This is a genomic window from Mesorhizobium sp. YIM 152430, from assembly GCF_029210365.1.
In the GTDB taxonomy this organism is placed as follows: Bacteria; Pseudomonadota; Alphaproteobacteria; order Rhizobiales; family Rhizobiaceae; genus Aliihoeflea.
This window is the reverse complement of the sequence record NZ_JARGES010000027.1, coordinates 431,340-450,066: the sequence shown is the minus strand read 5'-3', so window position 1 is coordinate 450,066 and position 18,727 is coordinate 431,340. Positions and strand designations below refer to the sequence as shown.

General features: G+C 63.5%; 19 protein-coding genes and 1 tRNA gene. 15 read left to right on the top strand and 5 right to left on the bottom strand.

Going from position 1 to position 18,727, the window contains the following annotated elements; all coding sequences use genetic code 11:
* The first annotated feature begins 64 nt into the window (after positions 1-64).
* The 6 genes from PZ895_RS09935 to PZ895_RS09910 all read left to right on the top strand — a co-directional run bounded on the left by PZ895_RS09935 (position 65) and on the right by PZ895_RS09910 (position 6,331).
* Positions 65-1,228, top strand: coding sequence for a D-alanyl-D-alanine carboxypeptidase family protein (locus tag PZ895_RS09935; protein ID WP_275838846.1), 1,164 nt, complete (start codon positions 65-67; stop codon positions 1,226-1,228).
* 97 nt (positions 1,229-1,325) lie between these two features.
* Positions 1,326-1,994, top strand: coding sequence for a dTMP kinase (tmk, locus tag PZ895_RS09930; RefSeq protein WP_275838845.1), 669 nt, complete (start codon positions 1,326-1,328; stop codon positions 1,992-1,994).
* Entirely contained in the window at positions 1,984-3,036 is a 1,053-nt protein-coding gene (locus PZ895_RS09925; protein ID WP_275838844.1) for a DNA polymerase III subunit delta', read from the top strand. The genes tmk and PZ895_RS09925 overlap by 11 nt, the downstream gene beginning before the upstream one ends.
* Before the next feature lie 123 nt (positions 3,037-3,159).
* Complete coding sequence (gene metG, locus PZ895_RS09920; protein ID WP_275838843.1) at positions 3,160-4,710, top strand: methionine--tRNA ligase; 1,551 nt, start codon at positions 3,160-3,162, stop codon at positions 4,708-4,710.
* 2 nt (positions 4,711-4,712) lie between these two features.
* Positions 4,713-5,495 carry a TatD family hydrolase gene (locus PZ895_RS09915; protein ID WP_275838842.1) on the top strand — a complete coding sequence of 261 codons (783 nt, stop codon included), beginning with the start codon at positions 4,713-4,715 and terminating at the stop codon, positions 5,493-5,495.
* Positions 5,492-6,331: an MBL fold metallo-hydrolase gene (locus PZ895_RS09910; protein ID WP_275838841.1), complete on the top strand. Its 840-nt coding sequence runs from the start codon at positions 5,492-5,494 to the stop codon at positions 6,329-6,331. Before PZ895_RS09915 ends, PZ895_RS09910 begins: the two co-directional genes overlap by 4 nt.
* 72 nt (positions 6,332-6,403) lie before the next feature.
* Here PZ895_RS09910 and fosX read toward each other — a convergent pair whose 3' ends face one another.
* Both fosX and PZ895_RS09900 read right to left on the bottom strand, forming a co-directional pair.
* Positions 6,404-6,823 (bottom strand): FosX/FosE/FosI family fosfomycin resistance hydrolase, encoded by a 420-nt coding sequence (gene fosX, locus PZ895_RS09905; RefSeq protein WP_275838932.1) that lies wholly within the window; start codon positions 6,821-6,823, stop codon positions 6,404-6,406.
* Between the two features lie 47 nt (positions 6,824-6,870).
* Positions 6,871-6,955: transfer RNA gene (locus PZ895_RS09900), tRNA-Leu, on the bottom strand.
* 162 nt (positions 6,956-7,117) lie between these two features.
* On the opposite strand from PZ895_RS09900, the gene lipB reads away from it, so the two are divergent.
* The 3 genes from lipB (at position 7,118) to PZ895_RS09885 (ending at position 10,345) form a co-directional block, all read left to right on the top strand.
* Positions 7,118-7,828, top strand: a complete 711-nt coding sequence (gene lipB / locus PZ895_RS09895) for a lipoyl(octanoyl) transferase LipB (protein ID WP_275838840.1) — start codon at positions 7,118-7,120, stop codon at positions 7,826-7,828.
* 21 nt (positions 7,829-7,849) lie between these two features.
* The gene (ggt, locus tag PZ895_RS09890) at positions 7,850-9,604 is read left to right on the top strand and encodes a gamma-glutamyltransferase (protein WP_275838839.1); all 1,755 of its coding nucleotides are present in this window, start codon (positions 7,850-7,852) and stop codon (positions 9,602-9,604) included.
* Between the two features lie 369 nt (positions 9,605-9,973).
* Positions 9,974-10,345 carry a hypothetical protein gene (locus PZ895_RS09885; protein ID WP_275838838.1) on the top strand — a complete coding sequence of 124 codons (372 nt, stop codon included), beginning with the start codon at positions 9,974-9,976 and terminating at the stop codon, positions 10,343-10,345.
* Between the two features lie 6 nt (positions 10,346-10,351).
* Here PZ895_RS09885 and PZ895_RS09880 read toward each other — a convergent pair whose 3' ends face one another.
* Together PZ895_RS09880 and tpiA are read right to left on the bottom strand one after the other, a co-directional pair.
* On the bottom strand, positions 10,352-10,792 hold the full coding sequence (locus PZ895_RS09880) for a MucR family transcriptional regulator (protein WP_275838837.1): 441 nt from the start codon (positions 10,790-10,792) through the stop codon (positions 10,352-10,354).
* Between the two features lie 179 nt (positions 10,793-10,971).
* Positions 10,972-11,721 (bottom strand): triose-phosphate isomerase, encoded by a 750-nt coding sequence (gene tpiA / locus PZ895_RS09875; protein WP_275838836.1) that lies wholly within the window; start codon positions 11,719-11,721, stop codon positions 10,972-10,974.
* A 146-nt stretch (positions 11,722-11,867) separates the two neighbouring features.
* Between tpiA and PZ895_RS09870 the strand changes: the two genes are divergently transcribed.
* From PZ895_RS09870 to PZ895_RS09845, 6 genes are all read left to right on the top strand, one after another.
* Positions 11,868-13,757, top strand: coding sequence for a SurA N-terminal domain-containing protein (locus PZ895_RS09870; RefSeq protein WP_275838835.1), 1,890 nt, complete (start codon positions 11,868-11,870; stop codon positions 13,755-13,757).
* A 3-nt stretch (positions 13,758-13,760) separates the two neighbouring features.
* Positions 13,761-14,783 carry an anthranilate phosphoribosyltransferase gene (gene trpD / locus PZ895_RS09865; protein ID WP_275838834.1) on the top strand — a complete coding sequence of 341 codons (1,023 nt, stop codon included), beginning with the start codon at positions 13,761-13,763 and terminating at the stop codon, positions 14,781-14,783.
* Positions 14,780-15,577, top strand: coding sequence for an indole-3-glycerol phosphate synthase TrpC (gene trpC / locus PZ895_RS09860; protein WP_275838833.1), 798 nt, complete (start codon positions 14,780-14,782; stop codon positions 15,575-15,577). Before trpD ends, trpC begins: the two co-directional genes overlap by 4 nt.
* Positions 15,574-16,062, top strand: coding sequence for a cyclic pyranopterin monophosphate synthase MoaC (moaC, locus tag PZ895_RS09855; protein ID WP_275838832.1), 489 nt, complete (start codon positions 15,574-15,576; stop codon positions 16,060-16,062). The genes trpC and moaC overlap by 4 nt, the downstream gene beginning before the upstream one ends.
* The gene (glp, locus tag PZ895_RS09850; RefSeq protein WP_275838831.1) at positions 16,059-17,267 is read left to right on the top strand and encodes a gephyrin-like molybdotransferase Glp; all 1,209 of its coding nucleotides are present in this window, start codon (positions 16,059-16,061) and stop codon (positions 17,265-17,267) included. Before moaC ends, glp begins: the two co-directional genes overlap by 4 nt.
* Before the next feature lie 150 nt (positions 17,268-17,417).
* On the top strand, positions 17,418-17,936 hold the full coding sequence (locus PZ895_RS09845; protein WP_275838931.1) for a BA14K family protein: 519 nt from the start codon (positions 17,418-17,420) through the stop codon (positions 17,934-17,936).
* Between the two features lie 55 nt (positions 17,937-17,991).
* Here PZ895_RS09845 and PZ895_RS09840 read toward each other — a convergent pair whose 3' ends face one another.
* Positions 17,992-18,720: a proteasome-type protease gene (locus PZ895_RS09840; protein ID WP_275838830.1), complete on the bottom strand. Its 729-nt coding sequence runs from the start codon at positions 18,718-18,720 to the stop codon at positions 17,992-17,994.
* Between the last annotated feature and the right edge of the window lie 7 nt (positions 18,721-18,727).

Here is an 18,727-nt window from a genome sequence, read left to right as displayed (position 1 = left end):
TGAGTTGCGAAATCGCCCGACCCGGTGCTAGCCTTCAGGCAAGGGGCAGTTATGGGGTAGGGCAATGTATGATCGGCGAATTCTGGGCGTAGTCCTGACCGCATTCCTGCTGCTGACGGGTCTTGCCTCCGGCGCGTCGGCACAGCTTTTCGAAACCCGCGCGCAAACAGGCTTCATGATCGACGCTGACACCGGGACAGTCCTCTTCTCGAAAAATCCCGACGCGCCGATCCCACCCGCCTCGCTCGCCAAGCTGATGACGATGGAAGTCGTCTTCAACGCATTGAAGACTGGCCGGCTGACATTGCAGGACGAATTCTTCGTTTCCGAGAATGCGTGGCGGACGGGCGGGGCGATGTCGGGCGGGTCGACCATGTTCGCCGAGGTGCGCTCATCGATCACGCTCGAGAACCTGATCCAGGGTGTCATCGTCCAGTCGGCCAATGACGGTTGCATCATCATTGCCGAGGGAATGGCCGGTTCGGAGGAGAATTTCGCGCAACTCATGACCGAGCGCGCGCGCGAAATCGGCATGACGCGGTCGGTGTTCAAGAATTCGACCGGACTGCCGGCCGAAGGGCAGGTCGTGACGGTGCGCGAACTTGCCATGCTCGCGCATCATATCTGGACCGAGTATCCGGACTATTACGCCTATTACGCGCAGCCCGAATTCACTTGGAACAACATCACGCAGCGCAACCGCAATCCGCTTTTGCGCATGAATATCGGCGCCGACGGCATGAAGACCGGCTTCACCCAGGAATCGGGCTATGGCATCGTCGGTTCGGTCGCACGCGACGACCGGCGTCTCTTCGTGGCGCTCAGCGGCATGGAAAGCGACGCGCAGCGCGCGGAGGAAGCGCGCAAGATCCTCGACTGGGGAATGCGCGCCTTCGACAAGTATCAGGTCTTCGCCGCCGACGAGATCGTCGGCGAGGCCAAGGTCTATGGCGGCGCGAAGGGGGGCGTCGGCCTGCGCTCGAACGGACCGATCTCGCTGTTCGTGCCGCTGACCAATCGCGACCGCCTCGTCGCGCGCATCGTCTATGACGGCCCGGTCATCGCGCCGGTGGAGGAGGGCGCGCGGATCGGCACGCTGCGCGTTTGGATCGGAGAGGCGATGAGCCAGGAGACGCCGCTCTTTGCCGCCGAATCGGTCGCGACCGGAAAGCTGCACCAGCGCGCGCTCGACGCCATCGAGGAACTGGCGATCGGCTGGATTCGCTGATCTGCTCGCCTGCTTGCGCGGGTTCGTCGCATTTGGCACCCGAAGCCATTATCTGTTAGGCGCTGATGCGAGTCGGTGACCGGCGAAAGGATGCGCATTGCCAAGAGGACATTTCATCACTTTCGAGGGCGGCGAGGGGGCGGGCAAGTCGACGCAGATCCGGCTTTTGGCCGATCGCTTGGAGGCGGAGGGCCACGAAGTCGTCGTCTCGCGCGAACCGGGCGGTTCGGCCGGCGGCGAGGCGGTGCGCCATGTGCTCCTTTCCGGCGCGGCCGAGCCGTTCGGGCCGGCGATGGAGGCGATGCTATTCGCTGCCGCACGTTCCGACCATGTCGAGCAGATCATCCGCCCGGCGATCGCCGCAGGCAAGACCGTGCTGTGCGACCGGTTTCTCGATTCCTCGCGCGTCTATCAGGGCGTCTCGGGAAGGCTCGACAAGACATTCATGAGTGCCCTGGAAGGCATTGCCATCAACGGCATGATGCCGGACCTGACCATCATCCTCGATCTCGACCCGGTGGAGGGAATGCGCCGCGCCGCAAGCCGGCGCGGCTCTGACGACGCCGATCGTTATGAAAAGGAAGACCTGGCGCTGCATGAAGAGCGCCGGGAAGCCTATATCGACATCGCGCGCGCGGAGCCTGCCCGTTGCATCATCATCGATGCTTCCAAAGACCAGGACGATGTGGCCGACGCCATATGGGACCGCGTCGCCAAGGTAATCGCGCCCGCCGGGAGCCTGTTGCAGGTTGCCGATGACCTTTGAACGCACTGCGCCGGAACAGTATGACAGCATTCCCGAAGTGCCCGAACCGGTAGAGCACGCCGAACTGTTCGGCCATGTCGAGGAAGGCGACGAACTGGCGCGCGCCTACCGATCCGGCAAATTCCACCATGCGCTGATCCTTTCCGGACCGCGCGGGATCGGCAAGGCGACCTTTGCCTTTCGCCTGGCCCATTACCTTCTCGCCAATCCCGATCCGGCCCACGCGCCATCGACGCTCGCGCGGCCGGACACCGCGTCCACACTGTTTCGCCTGATGGCGCAGGGCGCGCATCCCTCGCTTCTGCACCTGACGCGGCCCGCCGCCGACCGCGGCGCCGGTTTCAAGTCGGCCGTCACCGTCGACGAGGTTCGCCGGGTCGGGCGGTTCCTGTCGATGACCGCCCATGACGGCGGCCACAGGGTCGTCATCGTCGACGCTGCCGACGACATGAACCGAAATGCGGCGAATGCGCTCTTGAAGAGCCTCGAGGAGCCGCCGCCGCGTGTACTCTTTCTGCTGATCGTTCATTCGATCGGCCGAATGCTGCCGACGATCCGATCACGCTGCCAGCTTCTGAAACTGAGGCCCCTGGCGAGCGACGATCTCATCGCTGCCTTGCGTGCGGTTTCGCCAGGGTCGGAAGCGACCGAAGACGTTCCGGCCGATGATCTTGCGGCAAAGGCCGCCGGCAGCGTTCGCCAGGCGCTGTTGCTGACGCAGTTCGGCGGACTCGACATCGCCAATGCGGTCGATGCCCTGGTCTCCAGCGGAAAGTTCGATGCCGCCGCCGCCTACCGAATTGCGGATGCCGTCGGCGGCCGTGACGCGACGGTTCAGTTCCGGCTCTTCAACGAGCATGTCGCGGGGATCGCGGAGGCGAGGGCACAGGCCGCCGGGTATGGGGGCGACGCCGAACTGGCTGCGCGGCTTGCAGCGCAGTGGGCGGCGTTTCGCCAGCGCATCATCGACGCCGACACCTACAATCTCGACAAGCGCCAACATGTCGTCGGGCTGCTCGGCCAGCTTTGCGGCGCGCACTGATTGAGCGTCTGGCCAAATGCCGGTTCGTGGTCTATGTGACCGCGACCAGATCCGATTGAGCATCGGACGATTCAAATACCGGTGTTTTCTCCCGGACCGATGCTCCAGTGACCGAGCGAGCGCATGGCAGCCGAGAAATTCTACATCACGACCGCAATTTCCTATCCCAATGGCAAGCCTCATATCGGTCACGCCTACGAGCTGATCGCCACCGACGCGCTGGCGCGCTTTCAGCGGCTCGACGGCAAGGACGTCCGCTTTCTGACCGGCACGGACGAGCATGGCATCAAGATGCTTCAGACGGCTCGCAAGGAAGGCATCTCGCCGAAGGAACTCGCCGACAGGAATTCGTCCGAATTCAAGCAGATGGCGACACTTCTCAACGCGTCTAACGACGACTTCATCCGCACCAGCGAGGAGCGTCACAAGCACGCCTCGCAGGCGATCTGGAAGGCGATGGAAGCCAGTGGCGACATCTACAAGGGCGGCTATGCCGGCTGGTATTCGGTGCGCGACGAAGCTTATTTCGGCGAGGACGAGACCGAGCTTCGCGACGATGGCGTGCGTTACGGCCCGCAGGGAGCGCCTGTCGAATGGGTCGAGGAAGAAAGCTACTTCTTCCGCCTGTCGGCCTATCAGGACCGGCTGCTCGATCTTTACGAGCGCCGGCCGGACTTCGTCGGTCCCGCCGAGCGCCGCAACGAGGTCGCCAGCTTCGTGCGTTCGGGACTGAAGGATCTGTCGATTTCCCGGACGACGTTCGACTGGGGCATTCCGGTGCCGGGCGACGAAAAACACGTGATGTATGTCTGGGTCGACGCGCTGACGAACTACATCACCGCCGCCGGCTATCCTGATGAAAACGCAGAGCTCTGGCGCTATTGGCCGGCCGATCTGCATGTCATCGGCAAGGACATCACACGGTTTCACGCCGTCTACTGGCCGGCCTTCCTGATGTCGGCAGACATTCCTTTGCCCAAGCGTGTCTTCAGCCACGGCTTCGTGTTCAACCGCGGGGAGAAGATGTCGAAGTCGGTCGGAAACGTCATCGATCCGTCCGCGTTGGTCGAGCATTACGGCCTCGACCAGTTGCGGTATTTCCTGCTGCGCGAAGTGCCGTTCGGACAGGACGGCAATTACAGCCACGAGGCGATCGTCAACCGCACCAATGCGGACCTTGCGAACGACCTCGGCAATCTTGCACAGCGGTCGCTGTCGATGATCGCCAAGAATTGCGCGGGCAGGGTGCCGCAACGCGGCGAACTGGCCGATGTGGATCGGGCGATTCTCGACCTGGCGCTGGAAGCGCTGGCCACGGCGCGCGCAGCGATGGGGCAGCAGGCTCTGCACACGGCGCTGGCCGCTATCTTCGGCGTCGTTGCCGAAGCCAATCGCTATTTCGCCGGGCAGGAGCCCTGGGCGCTGCGCAAGACCGATCCGGCGCGGATGGAAACTGTGCTCTACACGACGGCTGAAGTGCTGCGCCGTGTCGGTATTCTGTGCCTTGCCTTCATTCCGCAGTCGGCCGACAAACTGCTCGATCTGCTTGGGGTGAAAAACGAGGACCGGACATTCGCGCATCTGGCCGATGGCTGGCTGAAGCCGGGTGCCGAACTGCCCGCGCCGCAAGGCATTTTCCCGCGTTATGTGGAGCAGGAAGCGCAGGGCGCCTGACGATGCTGGTCGACAGCCATTGCCATCTCGACTTTCCCGACTTCGCCGAGGAGCGCGACGCGGTCGTGGCGCGCGCGCGCGCAGCGGGTGTCGAGCGCATGGTCACGATATCGACGCGCGTTCGCCGTTTCGACCAAATCCGGGCGATCGCAGAGGCCTATGACGCGGTCTATTGCTCCGTCGGCACGCATCCGCACAATGCCGGCGAGGAACGCGACGTGACCGCCGCTGAACTCATCCAACTCAGCGAGCATCCGAAAGTGGTGGCCATCGGCGAAGCGGGGCTCGACTATCACTATGACAAGGCGCCGCGCGATGCTCAGGCGCATGGATTGCGCGTGCATATCGAGGCGGCGCGGGAAACCGGCCTGCCGCTCGTCATCCATGCGCGCGCGGCCGACGAGGACATGATCTCGATCCTGGAAGACGAGTCGAAGACAGGTTCCTTTCCCTTTGTTCTGCATTGCTTTTCGTCCGGCGCCCGGCTTGCCGAAATCGGCGCCGAGTTGGGCGGTTATGTTTCGTTTTCAGGGATTTTGACATTTCGGAACTCGCAGGAGATCCGCGACATCGCGCAGCGCGTTCCGCATGACCGGCTGCTGGTCGAAACGGACGCGCCTTTCCTCGCGCCGGTGCCCAATCGCGGCAAGCGCAACGAGCCGGCTTTCGTCGTCGACACCGCGCGCGTGCTGGCGGAGACGGTCGGCGTCGACGAAACCGAAATCGGCCGGCTGACGAGCGACAATTTCTTCCGCCTGTTTTCGAAGATGCCGCGGCCGGGATGAGCGCTGGATACCGCTTCACGATCCTGGGGTGTGGCTCGTCGCCGGGCGTGCCGCGCATCACCGGCGATTGGGGCAATTGCGACCCGTCCAATCCGCGCAACCGGCGACGGCGCGCGGCGGCCATGGTGGAGCGGATCGGCGTCCATGGCGTGACACGGATCGTCATCGACACCGGGCCGGATTTTCGCGACCAGATGATCGCGGCCGGCGTCGAAGCCGTCGATGCGGCCGTCTACACGCACCCGCACGCCGACCATATTCACGGCATCGACGATCTGCGCGGCTTCGCGCTCGTCCAGCGCAGGCGCATCGACATTCATGCCGACCGGCCGACGCTCGACCGGTTGCGCGATTCCTTCGGCTACTGCTTCGAGACGCCGCCCGGCAGTTCCTATCCGCCGATCCTCAATCCGCACGTCATCACGCATGACGACGCCTTCGCGATCGAGGGTCCGGGCGGCGCGATCGAGTTCCTGCCGCTACCGCAGATTCATGGCGACATCATCTCGCTCGGCTTCCGGATCGGCAATCTGGCTTACTGCTCGGACGTCAGCGCGTTTCCGTCCGACACGATGGCGCGCCTCGACGGGCTGGACGTGCTGATCGTCGACGCGCTGCAATACAAGCGTCATCCGAGCCATTTTTCGCTCGCCGAAGCGCTGGAGATTATCGAGCGAGTGAAACCGAAACGGGCGGTGCTGACGCACATGCACATTCCGCTCGACTACGATACGGTAGCGGCGGAGACGCCGGCTCATGTCGAGCCTGCCTATGACGGAATGACGATCGAGTTTGGCGATCAGGCAGGCTTTCGTCGACAGTCGTCAGTTCCATAATCCATCTTATGCGACTGGATTGTGTAGTCGCCTGTTTCTTCATGCTCGAAAATGCATCCTTACTTGCTCCCCCTACTTGCCCTTTGCGTAACGTTGCAGGCGGTCGTGAAGCGTGCCGGTGTGCAACTCGAAAAGATGGTTGTCGTGATCGTGGAAATTGATCGACCGCCCTTCGCCCGCGACACGGTTGCGCCCCTCGCGCAGGTCGAGACCGAATGACCGGACGCGTGCCGAATATTCTTCGTAGCGTGAATCGGGAATCGCGAATGCGACGTGATTGTAGCTTCGCGACGGCAGCGGTTCGCCCTCCATGACGGCAACCCAGACCGCGTCCGGTTCTTCGCCGATCAGGAAGAAGCGCTCGCGCGACAAGGAGAACGTGTCGGACCCGCTATCGTAGACCTTCCGGGCATCCAGGACGCCGACGAGGATCGTTTCCATGCGATCGAGATCGCGAACGATGAAGGTGATGTGGCTGAGACCCTGAGCGATGGATTTCTCCCGACGGCGCGATCCGGAAGCAAGCGCCCTCATGGCATTGGTGCGGTCGAGAAGACTCGAACTTCCACGGGTTGCCCCACAGCGACCTCAACGCTGCGCGTCTACCAATTCCGCCACGACCGCACGCCATGACCAGCCGGTCTCGACCGGCCCGGCGCAATTAGCAAATCGCCCCCCACCGCACAAGAGCGCGGGCATGGAATTGCCGATTATTTTGCCGATTGCGACAAGACGCTGCGTCAACGAGTGGACGCGTGCCGTCCGATCCCATACATCCGGCTGATCATGACCACGCGCGACGCCCTGCCCGCACAGTTTCTGGCGTTTCCCGGATCACCGGCCGTCGAATGGCGGATCGAGCCGGGCTTTGTGGAATATCCGGCCGCGCTTGCCTTCATGGAAGCGCGCGCGGGCGCGATACGCGACGGCGCGGCCGGCGAGCTCGTCTGGCTGGTCGAGCACCCGCCGCTCTATACGGCCGGGACGAGCGCAAATCCTGCCGATCTCCTTGCGGCCGAGCGGTTTCCCGTCTTCGCCGCAGGGCGCGGTGGGGAGTACACCTACCACGGCCCGGGCCAGCGGGTCGCCTATGTCATGCTCGACCTGAAGCGCCGCCGCGAGGACGTGCGGGCCTTCGTGGCCGCTCTCGAGGAATGGATCATCCGCACGCTCGACCGGTTCAACGTGAAGGGCGAGCGGCGCGACGATCGCGTCGGCGTCTGGGTCGTGCGCCCCGAACGGCCTCCACTGCCGGACGGGTCGGCGGCCGAAGACAAGATCGCGGCCATCGGCATCCGGCTGCGGCGCTGGGTGTCGTTCCACGGCATCGCGCTCAATGTCGAGCCGGACCTGTCGCATTTCGACGGCATCGTGCCATGCGGCATTCGCGGCCATGGCGTGACGAGCCTCGTCGATCTCGGCCTGCCGGTCACCATGACGGATGTCGACATGGCCATGAAGGCCGCTTTCGAAGATGTGTTCGGCGACGTAGACTGATTTCGGCAAAGGAGATCAGCCATGTCGAAGCTTCGAGCATCCCTGCCCGTTCTCGCCCTTATGCTGCTTTCGATCGTCGCGCCGGCAACGGCCCAGAGCCAAAGCGATCTCATCGCGCCCGAAACGGCGACCGGATTGCAATCGGCGCCGCTGGTGACGGCCAAGGAGGCGATGGTCGTCGCGGCGAACCCGCTCGCCACCGAAGCCGGACTGGCAATTTTGCGCCAGGGCGGATCGGCGGCGGATGCGGCGGTCGCGGTGCAGGCCGTGCTCGGCCTCGTCGAGCCGCAATCGTCGGGACTTGGTGGCGGCGCGTTCGCATTGTGGCTGGATGGCGCGACAGGCAAGCTGACGACCTATGACGCGCGCGAGACGGCACCGGCGGCAGCAACCCCGGATCTCTTCCTTGACGAGAATGGCGACCCGATGCCGTTCTTCGAGGCGGTCGTCGGCGGGCGATCGGTCGGGGTTCCCGGTGTTCCGTTGCTGCTCGAACTCCTGGCCGAGCGGCACGGCAAACTCGAACTTCGCGAAACGCTGGCCGGCGCGATCGGGCTGGCGGAAGACGGCTTCACCGTTTCGCCAAGGCTTGCCGGCCTGCTGGAGGGTGAATCGGGTCGTCTCGACGCCGATCCGGCGGCATCCGCATATTTTTTTCCCTCCGGCGCTGCCCTTACCGCCGGTGACCAGCGCCGGAACTCGGATTATGCTGATGCCTTGCGGCTTCTGGCCGAGGAAGGCGCGGCGCCGTTCTATCGCGGCGACCTTGCCGCCGCCATCGTCGATGCGGTCGGCACTCACCCGAATCCGGGCTCGCTGACGCTTTCGGATTTCGCCGACTACGAGGTCGTCGAACGCGAACCGGCCTGCGTCTCATATCGCGAATTCGATGTCTGTGGCATGGGGCCGCCCTCGTCCGGCGGCATCGCCGTCGGGCAGATACTGGGCCTCGTCGCGCCCTATGACCTGCGTGCGCTCGGTCCCGACGACGCGCAATCCTGGCGGCTTATCGGAGACGCGACCCGCCTCGCCTTCGCCGACCGTAACCGCTACCTCGCCGATCCCGACTTCGTGGACATTCCGTCGGGTCTCCTCGCCACGTCCTACCTTGCGGAACGCTCTTTACTTCTGCAATCAGCCAATGCCTTGCGCCCAGACGAAGTGGCGGCCGGCGAACCGTCGACCAGGCGAACGGAGAACCGGCTGGACGGATTCTCATACGAGGCGCCAGCGACGACGCATTTCGTCGTCGCCGATGCAGCCGGCAATGTCATATCGATGACGTCATCGATCGAAAATGGTTTCGGTTCGCGGGTAATGGCGAACGGCTATCTTCTCAACAACCAGTTGACCGACTTCTCGTTCGTATCCGAAGACGGATCGGGACTGGTGGCCAACCGTGTCGAAGCTTCCAAGCGGCCCCGTTCATCGATGTCGCCGACGATCGTTCTTCAGGATGGCAAGCCGGTTTTCGCGCTTGGTTCGCCCGGCGGTGCGACCATCATTCCCTACGTCGCCCAGACTCTGATCGCATTGATCGACTGGGACATGCCGATCAACGAAGCGATCGCCCTGCCCCACCTGGCCAACATCGCTGGCCCTTATTGGCTGGAGGCTGGCACGGGCGCGGAGGAATTCGCCCCTGCCCTTCGGGCGCTGGGCTACGAGACCGAGACGCGAGAACTCAATTCCGGCCTGCACGGCATCGAATTCACGCCGGACGGACTGGAAGGCGCCGCCGATCCGCGCCGTGAAGGCACGGCACTGGGCGATTGATCAGACCACCACCAGCCAAAGCGCGAGCGTGGTGATGAAGGCACCGATCGAAACAAAGGAGACGAGGTCGTGAACGAGATCGGACATGGTGTTTTTCCTTGGATACGACCCAATAATGTTCTTGTTTTGTTCTAAAATCAATCCCCCTTCGACACATTTCTTGCCGAGCGCTCGTTTCCCGCCTTTTCCGTGTGACGACGAACAGAAAAACGCATAAAGTTTCAGTGTGTTAAGATGAATGACGGCTTCCTGGAAAATTTGCTTTTCCGTAATGAACGGCCGATGAATGATCCGTAGGCCGCACGTTCAGCTTCGTGCAGGTAGTGTGGCTTCCATCGCGATCATGCGATGTCGCCGAGGGGTTTTGAAATGAAGAAATTCGCTGTTCTGGGATTGCTTGCAGCCTGCGTGCTGACTTCCCTGCCCGCAGGGGCGCAGGATCGTGGATATTACGGGCTCGGTGGCGGGCAGAGGCCGGGCGCCGAATTCTTCGCGCCCGACCGTGGCCGCGACCGCGGGCCGGAGCGTTGGAATCGCGGCGGCTATCGCGACCGCGACGAGTGGCGCGGTCGAGGCGGTTGCTCGCCGCGCGATGCGTTGCGCAAGGCCGATCGCATGGGTATCCGGCGGGCCGAAATCGTCGACGTCGGTCGGCGTTCGATCGAGATCATCGGCCGCTCCCGCGGCGAACGCGTGTGGGTGGTGTTCGGCCGCGCGCCGCATTGTCCCTTGATCAGTTGAGGCCGGCTATTCGTCGGTGCTGGCGGAGTCGGGCCGGCCGAGCCCCATCGACTTGGCGATCTTCGAGCGTTCCACGGCGTAATTGGGGGCGACCATCGGGTAATCGTCCGGCAGGCCCCATTTGCGTCGGTACTGTTCCGGCGTCATGCCGTATCGTGCCATCAGATGGCGCGACAATGTGCGAAACTTTCGCCCGTCCTCAAGCGAGATGATGTAGTCGGGCGTGACCGATTTGCGGATCGGCACGGCCGGCTCCATTTGCTGTTCCGGCGCTGTGGACTGCCCCTGAGCACAGATCGACCGGTGAACCGAGCCAATCAATCCCGATACTTCAGTTGCCGGAACGGGATTGTGACTGACATAGGCGCAGACGATCTGAGTGGTCAGTTCCAAAAGCCGATCCGGCGCGACCTTGCCGCCGGAACTCGACATGTCTTCATTGCTCATGGACATACTCCCGCCGCATCAATACAAATGGCAACTCGCCGCCAAGGGTCATGCCTCGAGCGATTCGCCATTTGACTATGCTAGTGCGCGACCCTGTCTGCGTCAGGTAACCAGATGTATCGTGTTGTCAGGTGGTGAAGCGACGGCGAACAGCGCCGGGCAGAATTGAATCGAAATGTCTAGAATGCGCCTGCAATCGACAGGAAATCATCGGCTTTGAGGCTTGCGCCGCCGACGAGAGCGCCGTCCACGTCGGCCACCGCCATCAATTCCCCGGCATTGGAGGACTTGACCGAACCGCCATAAAGAAGCGGGATCGCTTGCGCGACTGCGCCGATCCTCGCCTCCAGCCGGGCACGAATATGGGTGTGCGCGATCGCGACGTCCTCCACGGTCGGGGTCAGGCCGGTGCCGATGGCCCAGACGGGTTCATAGGCGAGGATGGTGTTGTCGGCCGTCGCGCCGTCAGGCACCGAAGCGGCGATCTGCGCCGAAAGGACATCCAGCGTCTCACCTGCTTCGCGCTCGGCGCGGGTTTCGCCGATGCAGATGATGGCCTTGAGGCCCGCGCCCCAGGCAGCCTTCGCCTTGGCCGCGACGCCTTCGCTCGTCTCGCCATGATCGGTGCGGCGCTCCGAGTGGCCCACGATCACATGATCGGCGCCGGCATCCTTGAGCATGTCGGCGGAAATGTCGCCGGTATGGGCGCCGGAGGCGTTTGCATGGCAATCCTGCCCGCCAAGATGGACGGGCGAGCCGTCAACCACCTGCCTGGCCCGCGCGATCAACGTTGCTGGAAGGCAGACGACGAGATCGAGCCTGGCGAAGCCTTGCGAACCGGCGGCGATCGCCTGGAGTTCGGGAAGCGATGCGGCCACTCCGTTCATTTTCCAGTTGCCGGCCAGTACGGGTCGAATGCGCGCGCTCATCGGTGTTCCTTCTTCATTCCGGCGTTCGTTCCAGGTTCGGATCGCTGTTTGGTAGCAAAATGCGTCGACAAAGCAATCGACAGCGCCGGTCAGTGACGGTATTCCGTCAGCCAGTTTGATGATGGACCGACAATGGAAGGTCGAAAATGCTGACTTGGCTGCGCGGCAAATCCGGTTCCCTGATGGTGAAGCTGCTGCTTGGCCTGCTCGTCATCAGTTTCGCGGTCTGGGGCATGTCCGGCCAGATGCTGACGGGCGTCGGCAATCATGTTCTGGCGGTCGGCGAAACGCGTGTCCAGGTCAACGAATACCGGCTGGCCTATGATCGCCAGCTCCAGCTTCTGTCTCAACAGTTCGGCACCCGCATTTCGCGCGAACAGGCACGGGCATTCGGACTGGAGCAACAGGTTCTCGCGCAACTCGTCGCCGGCGCCGTTCTCGACGAACAGGCGCGTGAAATGGATCTGGGCCTGTCACGGGATCGTCTGGCCACCCTGACCGCCGAGGACCCGGCCTTCCGCAATGCGAGCGGCCAATTCGACCGCAACCAGTTCGAATTCGTCCTGCGGCAGGTCGGAATGCGTCCGGACGACTATCTGCGCAATCGCGAGCAACTGGCGATCCGCCAGCAGATCGTCGATGCCGTCGCCGACGGGATGGGCGTGCCGGACACCTTCCTCAATGCGGTGGCGCTCTATCGGGGCGAGGATCGAACGGCTGAATATCTCGTCCTCGACCGCTCGCTTGTCGAGCCGATCGCAGACCCTTCGGACGGTGAATTGCGGGCCTGGTTCGATGAGAACGCGGCAAGCTTCGCCGCGCCCGAATATCGCGCGTTGGACTATGTCAAGCTCGAACCCGAGGACATTGCCGACCCTGCCGCGATCAGCGACGCGCAGGTGGCCGAGTTCTACGAGACACATCGCAGTTCGTTTTCCCAGGCGGAGCAGCGCACCATCAGCCAGATCGTGTTTGCGAACGAGGAAGCCGCGCAGGCGGCGGCCGCGCGCATTTCGTCCGGCGAAGCGACATTCGACCAGATCGCGACCGAGCTCGGCCGTTCGACCGGCGACCTGACGCTCGGGACCTTCGCCCGCGAGGACGTGCCGGATCCGGCCATCGCCGAGGCGGCCTTCGCCCTTGAGGAAGGCGGCGTCAGCGACGTCGTTGCGGGCTCGTTCGGCTCGCTTCTCATCCGAGTCGACGACATCGTGCCCGAATCGGTGCGCCCCGTGGACGAAGTGTCGGCCGAGATCCGCGAGGAAATGGCCCTGGACGAGGCGAGCCGCATTCTTCTCGACGTCTATGACGGCTACGAGGATGCGCGCGCGGGAGGCGCGACGCTGCGCGAAGCCGCGGCACAGCAGAATCTCGAAGTCGTCAGCGTCCCGGCCGTCGGCGCCAACGGGCTCGACCCGGAGGGCAATGAAGTCGCGGCCATACCGGCTGGCGAGGAGGTGCTGCAATCTGCCTTCGAGGCGGAGCCGAACATGGAAAATGCCCCGATCGCCCTCGGCTCCAGCGGCTATGTCTTCTACGAAGTCACGGACGTGACCCCTGCCCGTAACCGCGAACTCGACGAGGTTCGCGACGAGGTCCTTGCCGAATGGCGCCGGCAGGAAGGCCGCCGTCTTCTGGCAGAACGCGCCAATGAGATCGCAAGCCGGCTCGAAGGCGGCGCTGCGATGAGCGAAGTGGCGGCAGAACTGGAAATGGACGTGCAGACGAAGCGCGGCTTGCGCCGCGGTGCCGACGATGCCGATCTTGGCCGCGAGGGCGTGGCCACAGCCTTTTCCATTCCGGTTCGCGGTGTGGAAACCATCGGCTCCAATGAAGGCGACCGCCAGATCGTGCTTCAGGTCAGCGAGGTGTTTGCACCCGCGAATGCTTCGGGCGACACGCTTCCGGAGAATGTCGCGCAAACCTATGCGGGCGGTCTGGGCGACGACCTGCTCGACCAACTCGTCACCCGGCTGCAATCGCAATATTCGGTGACGGTGAACCAGAGCGCCGTGCAACAGGCTTTGAGTTTCTGATCGATGGGCGATCTCAAGGAACACATCGCGCGCGTGGCCTCAGGAGACACGCTGTCCTTCGAGGATGCGCGAAAGGCGTTCGACATCATGATGTCGGGCGAAGCGACGCCCAGCCAGATCGGCGGTTTCCTGATGGCCTTGCGGGTTCGCGGAGAAACGGTGCCGGAAATCTCGGGCGCGGTGGCGACAATGCGCGCCAAGATGCTGCGGGTGGATGCGCCTGCCGATTCGGTGGACATCGTGGGCACGGGCGGCGACGCGTCGGGGTCCTACAACGTTTCGACCTGCGCGGCCTTCATCGTCGCGGGCGCGGGCGTGCCCGTCGCAAAGCACGGCAATCGCGCACTGTCCTCGCGCTCCGGCGCTGCCGATGCGCTGGCTGCCCTCGGCGTCAATATCGATCTTGGGGCGCCGGAAATATCGGCCTGCATCCGCGAGGCAGGGCTCGGCTTCATGTTCGCGCCGGCCCATCACGCCGCGATGCGCCATGTCGGCCCGAGCCGGGTCGAACTTGGCACGCGCACCATTTTCAATCTCCTCGGACCGCTTTCCAATCCGGCCGGCGTAGCGAACCAGCTCGTCGGCGTCTTCTCGCCGGTCTGGCTCGAACCGATCGCCGAGGTGCTGAAGAAGCTGGGTTCCTCGCGGGTCTGGGTCGTCCATGGCGACGGCCTCGACGAGATGACGACGGCCGGCGTGACGCAGGTCGCCGCGCTCGAGGACGGCGAAATCCATACGTTCGAGATCGAGCCCGAGCAATTCGGCCTGCGCCGTGCCAGGCCGGAAGAACTCAAGGGGGGCGACGCGCAGTCCAATGCCGATGCGCTGCGCAGCGTTCTCGACGGCGCCGAAAACGCGTATCGTGACATCGCGGTGCTGAATGCAGCCGGTGCGCTCGTTGTCGCCGGACGCGCACGCAGCCTTGAAGCCGGCCTCGAGCTGGCCCGCAAGTCCATCGACGAAGGCATGGCGCGCCAGTGCCTGATCGACCTGATCGAGGTCTCCAACCGTGGCAGGGCTGTGTGATGGCCGATATCCTTCAAAAGATCGAAGCCTACAAGCGCGACGAGATTGCCGCGGCAAAGTCGGCGATCCCGCTCGGCGATATCCGCAGGGCCGCGGCGGATATGCCGGCACCGCGGGACTTCACCGGCGCGCTGCGGGCAAAGCACCGCGACGGCCAGCCGGCCCTGATCGCCGAGATCAAGAAGGCAAGCCCCTCCAAAGGTCTGATCCGACCCGATTTCGATCCACCGTCGCTGGCGCGAGCCTATGAAGCCGGCGGCGCGGCCTGCCTTTCGGTCTTGACCGACGCACCGTCCTTTCAGGGCTCGCCGGACTTCCTGACGGCGGCGCGGGCGGCATGTACCCTGCCCGCCCTGCGCAAGGATTTCCTCTTCGACGCGTATCAGGTGCATGAGGCCCGTGCCTGGGGCGCCGATGCAATCCTGATCATCATGGCCAGTGTCGATGACGATCTCGCGCGCGAGCTCGAAGACGTTGTGCATGAGCTTGGAATGGCGGCGCTGATCGAAATTCATGACGAAGCGGAGACCGAGCGTGCGCTGAAACTGAATTCACCGCTGATCGGCATCAACAACCGCAATCTGCGAACGTTCGAGGTCGATCTCGCGACGAGCGAGCGCCTTTCGAGACTGATTCCCGAGGATCGCATCATCGTCGGGGAAAGCGGCATCTTCACGCGCGACGATTGCCACAGATTGCGCGCAGCGGGGATCAATACATTCCTCGTCGGTGAAAGCCTGATGCGCCGGGACGATGTCGCAGGCGCCACGCGCGCGCTTCTGGAGATCGAATGAGCGGCCTCACCCATATCGGCGCTGCCGGAGAAGCACATATGGTCGATGTCGGCGACAAGGACGAGACGCATCGCGTCGCCGTCGCGGAAGGGCATGTCCGCATGAAACCGGACACGCTCGACGCGATCCTTGCCGGCAATGCCAAGAAGGGCGACGTGCTCGGCACGGCACGACTCGCCGGCATCATGGCCGCAAAGAAGACGTCAGACCTGATCCCGCTCTGCCATCCGCTGCTCCTGACGAAAATTACCGTCGAGATCGAACCTGTCCGCACCCTGCCGGGTCTGCGCGTGGTCGCAGAGGTTCGATTGAAGGGGCAGACCGGTGTCGAGATGGAGGCACTGACGGCGGTTTCGCTCGCCTGCCTGACGGTCTACGACATGGCCAAGGCGCTCGATAAAACGATGAGCATCGGCGATGTGCGGCTGATCCAAAAGACCGGCGGCAAGTCGGGCGACTTCCAGCGCGACGAGCGGCGGAAATGATACCCGTCGACGAGGCACTCGATCTGTTGCTGGGCGGCATCGAGCGGCTCGACGTGGAAACCGTCCCGCTGGATTTGGCCGGGCATCGCGTGCTTGCAGGCCCCATCGTTGCCGGGCGGACGCATCCGCCATTCGATGCTTCCGCCATGGACGGTTACGCCGTCCGCGCGGCTGACGTCGAAACCGTCCCTGCCCGGCTGGCGGTGATCGGCGAATCCGCAGCCGGCCGCCGTTTCGCAGGAACCGTGGGTGCAGGCGACGCCGTGCGCATCTTCACCGGGGCGCCCGTTCCGCAAGGCGCCGATACCATCCTGATCCAAGAGGATGCCGAGCGCGACCGCGATGTAATCACCGCGACGGAGACGGTTGCGGCGGGACGGCACATCCGACGGGCGGGGCTGGATTTCCACAAGGGCGACGTACTGCTTGAAGCCGGCCGGCGGGTCGATCCGCAGGCACTTGCGCTGATCGCCGCCGCCGCCGCCACTTCGGTCGAGGTCGTGCGTCGGCCGCGGGTTGCGATCATCGCGACGGGTGACGAGCTCGTGAAATCTGGCGCGCCGCGAACGGATGACCAGATCATCGCCTCAAACAGCTTCGGTGTCGCGCAGATGGTTCACGATGCGGGGGGCGAGGCGATCGACCTCGGGATCGTCGGAGACGACGAGGCGGCGATTGCGGCAGCGCTCGACAGGGCGATTGCAAAGCGGAGCGATGTCATCGTCACGCTGGGAGGCGCGTCTGTCGGAGACCATGACCTGACGGCCAAGGCATTCAGCGCCAAGGGGGTGGATCTTACCTTCTGGAAGATCGCGATGCGTCCGGGCAAACCTCTGATGGCCGGACGATTGGGCGCGACGACCTTACTCGGTCTGCCTGGAAATCCAGTCTCAGCCATGGTGTGCGCCGAACTTTTCCTGCGCCCGCTTCTGGCCGCCTTGCAAGGTCAGCGTCACCGCCGGCGCTTGTTCCGCGCGGTGCTTGACGGGAATCTGGGTCCGAATGACCGCCGGCAGGATTATGTTCGAGCGACTGTCCGGCTGGAGGATGACGGCGAACTCGTGGTCACGCCGCTGAACGTGCAGGATTCGTCGATGCTGCGGATGCTTGCACGCGCGAACTGCCTGATCGTGCGCGAGCCGCTCGCGCTGCCGCAGAGCGTTGGCGACCCATGCCGGCTATTGCTGCTGCGCCCCATCGACTGATCACCGGGTTTTGATCGCACCCGCCCGTTTTCGCCCAGCTATGCCGGAACTTACGTCGCGTCATTTCATTTCGTGACAAAGGGACATATGTTCGAGATCAATTCGGAGGTCGCCATGAAGAAGATCATGTCCGGTTTCATCGCGCTTGCTATGGCGCTGCCGCTCGGCATGACGGGCAACGCGTCGGCATTGCCGCGCGTCGAAACGTCGGTTCCGTCCGCAGTCCAGCAGGTTCAAACCAACCAGGGTCAGTTTCCAGGATCGTTCCGCAGTGTCAATCCCGACCGTCAGTTCAGCCCATGGGCCGGCAATGTGGAGCGGCGGATCGATCGTCGCTGGGATCGTTCCGGTCGCTACTATCGCGACGATCGGCGCTTTGCCCGTCGTGACCGCGGCGGATATTACCGTGGGTATCGCGGCTATCGCGACTACCGGCCGGGATATCGGCGCTACAACGACGGCTTCTGGTATCCGGCTGCGGCGTTCATAACGGGCGCGATCGTCGGAGGTGCGATTGCATCCCAGCCTGCACCGCGGGTGCGTTATCGCGGCTATAGCAGCGCGCATGTGCAGTGGTGCTATGATCGCTATCGTTCATATCGCGCGTCGGACAATACGTTCCAGCCCTATAACGGGCCGCGTCGTGAGTGCCGCTCGCCCTACTACTGACCTGCACTCAAGCCGGATTGAAATTACGGGAGGCGGCTTTGGTCGCCTTTCGCGTCTATCCGGGAAAATCAGGCAGGCTCTTGAACGCATTGCGCAGCGCGTCTGACCAACCCTCCGAAATCTGCCGGTAATAGGGGTCATCCCCTCCGATGCGCCTTTGCAGTTCGATCCTGTAGGTGTCGCGCGCCAGAAACAGCATATCGAGCGGAAGACCGACAGACAGGTTCGACTTCAACGTAGAGTCGAACGACACCATCAAGAGCTTTGCGGTCTCGGCGAATGTCATTTGCGGATCGTAAGCCCGAACGAGAATCGGCTTGCCGTATTTGGTCTCTCCGATCTGGAAGAACGGCGTGTCGTCGGATGCCTCGATGAAATTGCCTTCCGGATAGATCATGAAAAGGCGTGGCTCCGAGCCCTTCATCTGACCGCCCAGAATGAAGGACGCTCCGAAGGCGTCCGCACGCTGGCCGACCGGCGCCGAGTTCGAGATGACCTCCTTGACCGTGTCGCCGACGAGGCGTGCGGTCTGAAACATCGATGGCGTCTCGAGGATGGACGGAGCCCGGTCCGCATGTGCCTTGGAGCGTTCGTCGAGCAGGCTGACGACGGACTGGGTCGTCGCCAGATTGCCGGCCGAGAGAAGGACGATGACGCGCTCGCCGTCCTTCTTCCACACCGTCATCTTTCTGAACGTCGAAATGCTGTCGATGCCCGCATTCGTCCGCGTGTCGGACATGAAGACGAGCCCCCGATCGATCTTGAGGCCAACGCAATAGGTCATCGAATCG

Coding starts and splice junctions, on each gene's coding strand:
- PZ895_RS09915 (WP_275838842.1), top strand. CDS start 4,713: ATGCTGGTCGACAGCCATTGCCATCTCGACTTTCCCGACTTCGCCGAG.
- ggt (WP_275838839.1), top strand. CDS start 7,850: ATGTCGAAGCTTCGAGCATCCCTGCCCGTTCTCGCCCTTATGCTGCTT.
- tpiA (WP_275838836.1), bottom strand. CDS start 11,721: ATGAGCGCGCGCATTCGACCCGTACTGGCCGGCAACTGGAAAATGAAC.
- PZ895_RS09840 (WP_275838830.1), bottom strand. CDS start 18,720: ATGACCTATTGCGTTGGCCTCAAGATCGATCGGGGGCTCGTCTTCATG.
- PZ895_RS09885 (WP_275838838.1), top strand. CDS start 9,974: ATGAAGAAATTCGCTGTTCTGGGATTGCTTGCAGCCTGCGTGCTGACT.
- PZ895_RS09935 (WP_275838846.1), top strand. CDS start 65: ATGTATGATCGGCGAATTCTGGGCGTAGTCCTGACCGCATTCCTGCTG.
- PZ895_RS09880 (WP_275838837.1), bottom strand. CDS start 10,792: ATGAGCAATGAAGACATGTCGAGTTCCGGCGGCAAGGTCGCGCCGGAT.
- moaC (WP_275838832.1), top strand. CDS start 15,574: ATGAGCGGCCTCACCCATATCGGCGCTGCCGGAGAAGCACATATGGTC.
- trpD (WP_275838834.1), top strand. CDS start 13,761: ATGGGCGATCTCAAGGAACACATCGCGCGCGTGGCCTCAGGAGACACG.
- PZ895_RS09870 (WP_275838835.1), top strand. CDS start 11,868: ATGCTGACTTGGCTGCGCGGCAAATCCGGTTCCCTGATGGTGAAGCTG.
- lipB (WP_275838840.1), top strand. CDS start 7,118: ATGACCACGCGCGACGCCCTGCCCGCACAGTTTCTGGCGTTTCCCGGA.
- PZ895_RS09910 (WP_275838841.1), top strand. CDS start 5,492: ATGAGCGCTGGATACCGCTTCACGATCCTGGGGTGTGGCTCGTCGCCG.
- glp (WP_275838831.1), top strand. CDS start 16,059: ATGATACCCGTCGACGAGGCACTCGATCTGTTGCTGGGCGGCATCGAG.
- PZ895_RS09845 (WP_275838931.1), top strand. CDS start 17,418: ATGGCGCTGCCGCTCGGCATGACGGGCAACGCGTCGGCATTGCCGCGC.
- PZ895_RS09925 (WP_275838844.1), top strand. CDS start 1,984: ATGACCTTTGAACGCACTGCGCCGGAACAGTATGACAGCATTCCCGAA.
- metG (WP_275838843.1), top strand. CDS start 3,160: ATGGCAGCCGAGAAATTCTACATCACGACCGCAATTTCCTATCCCAAT.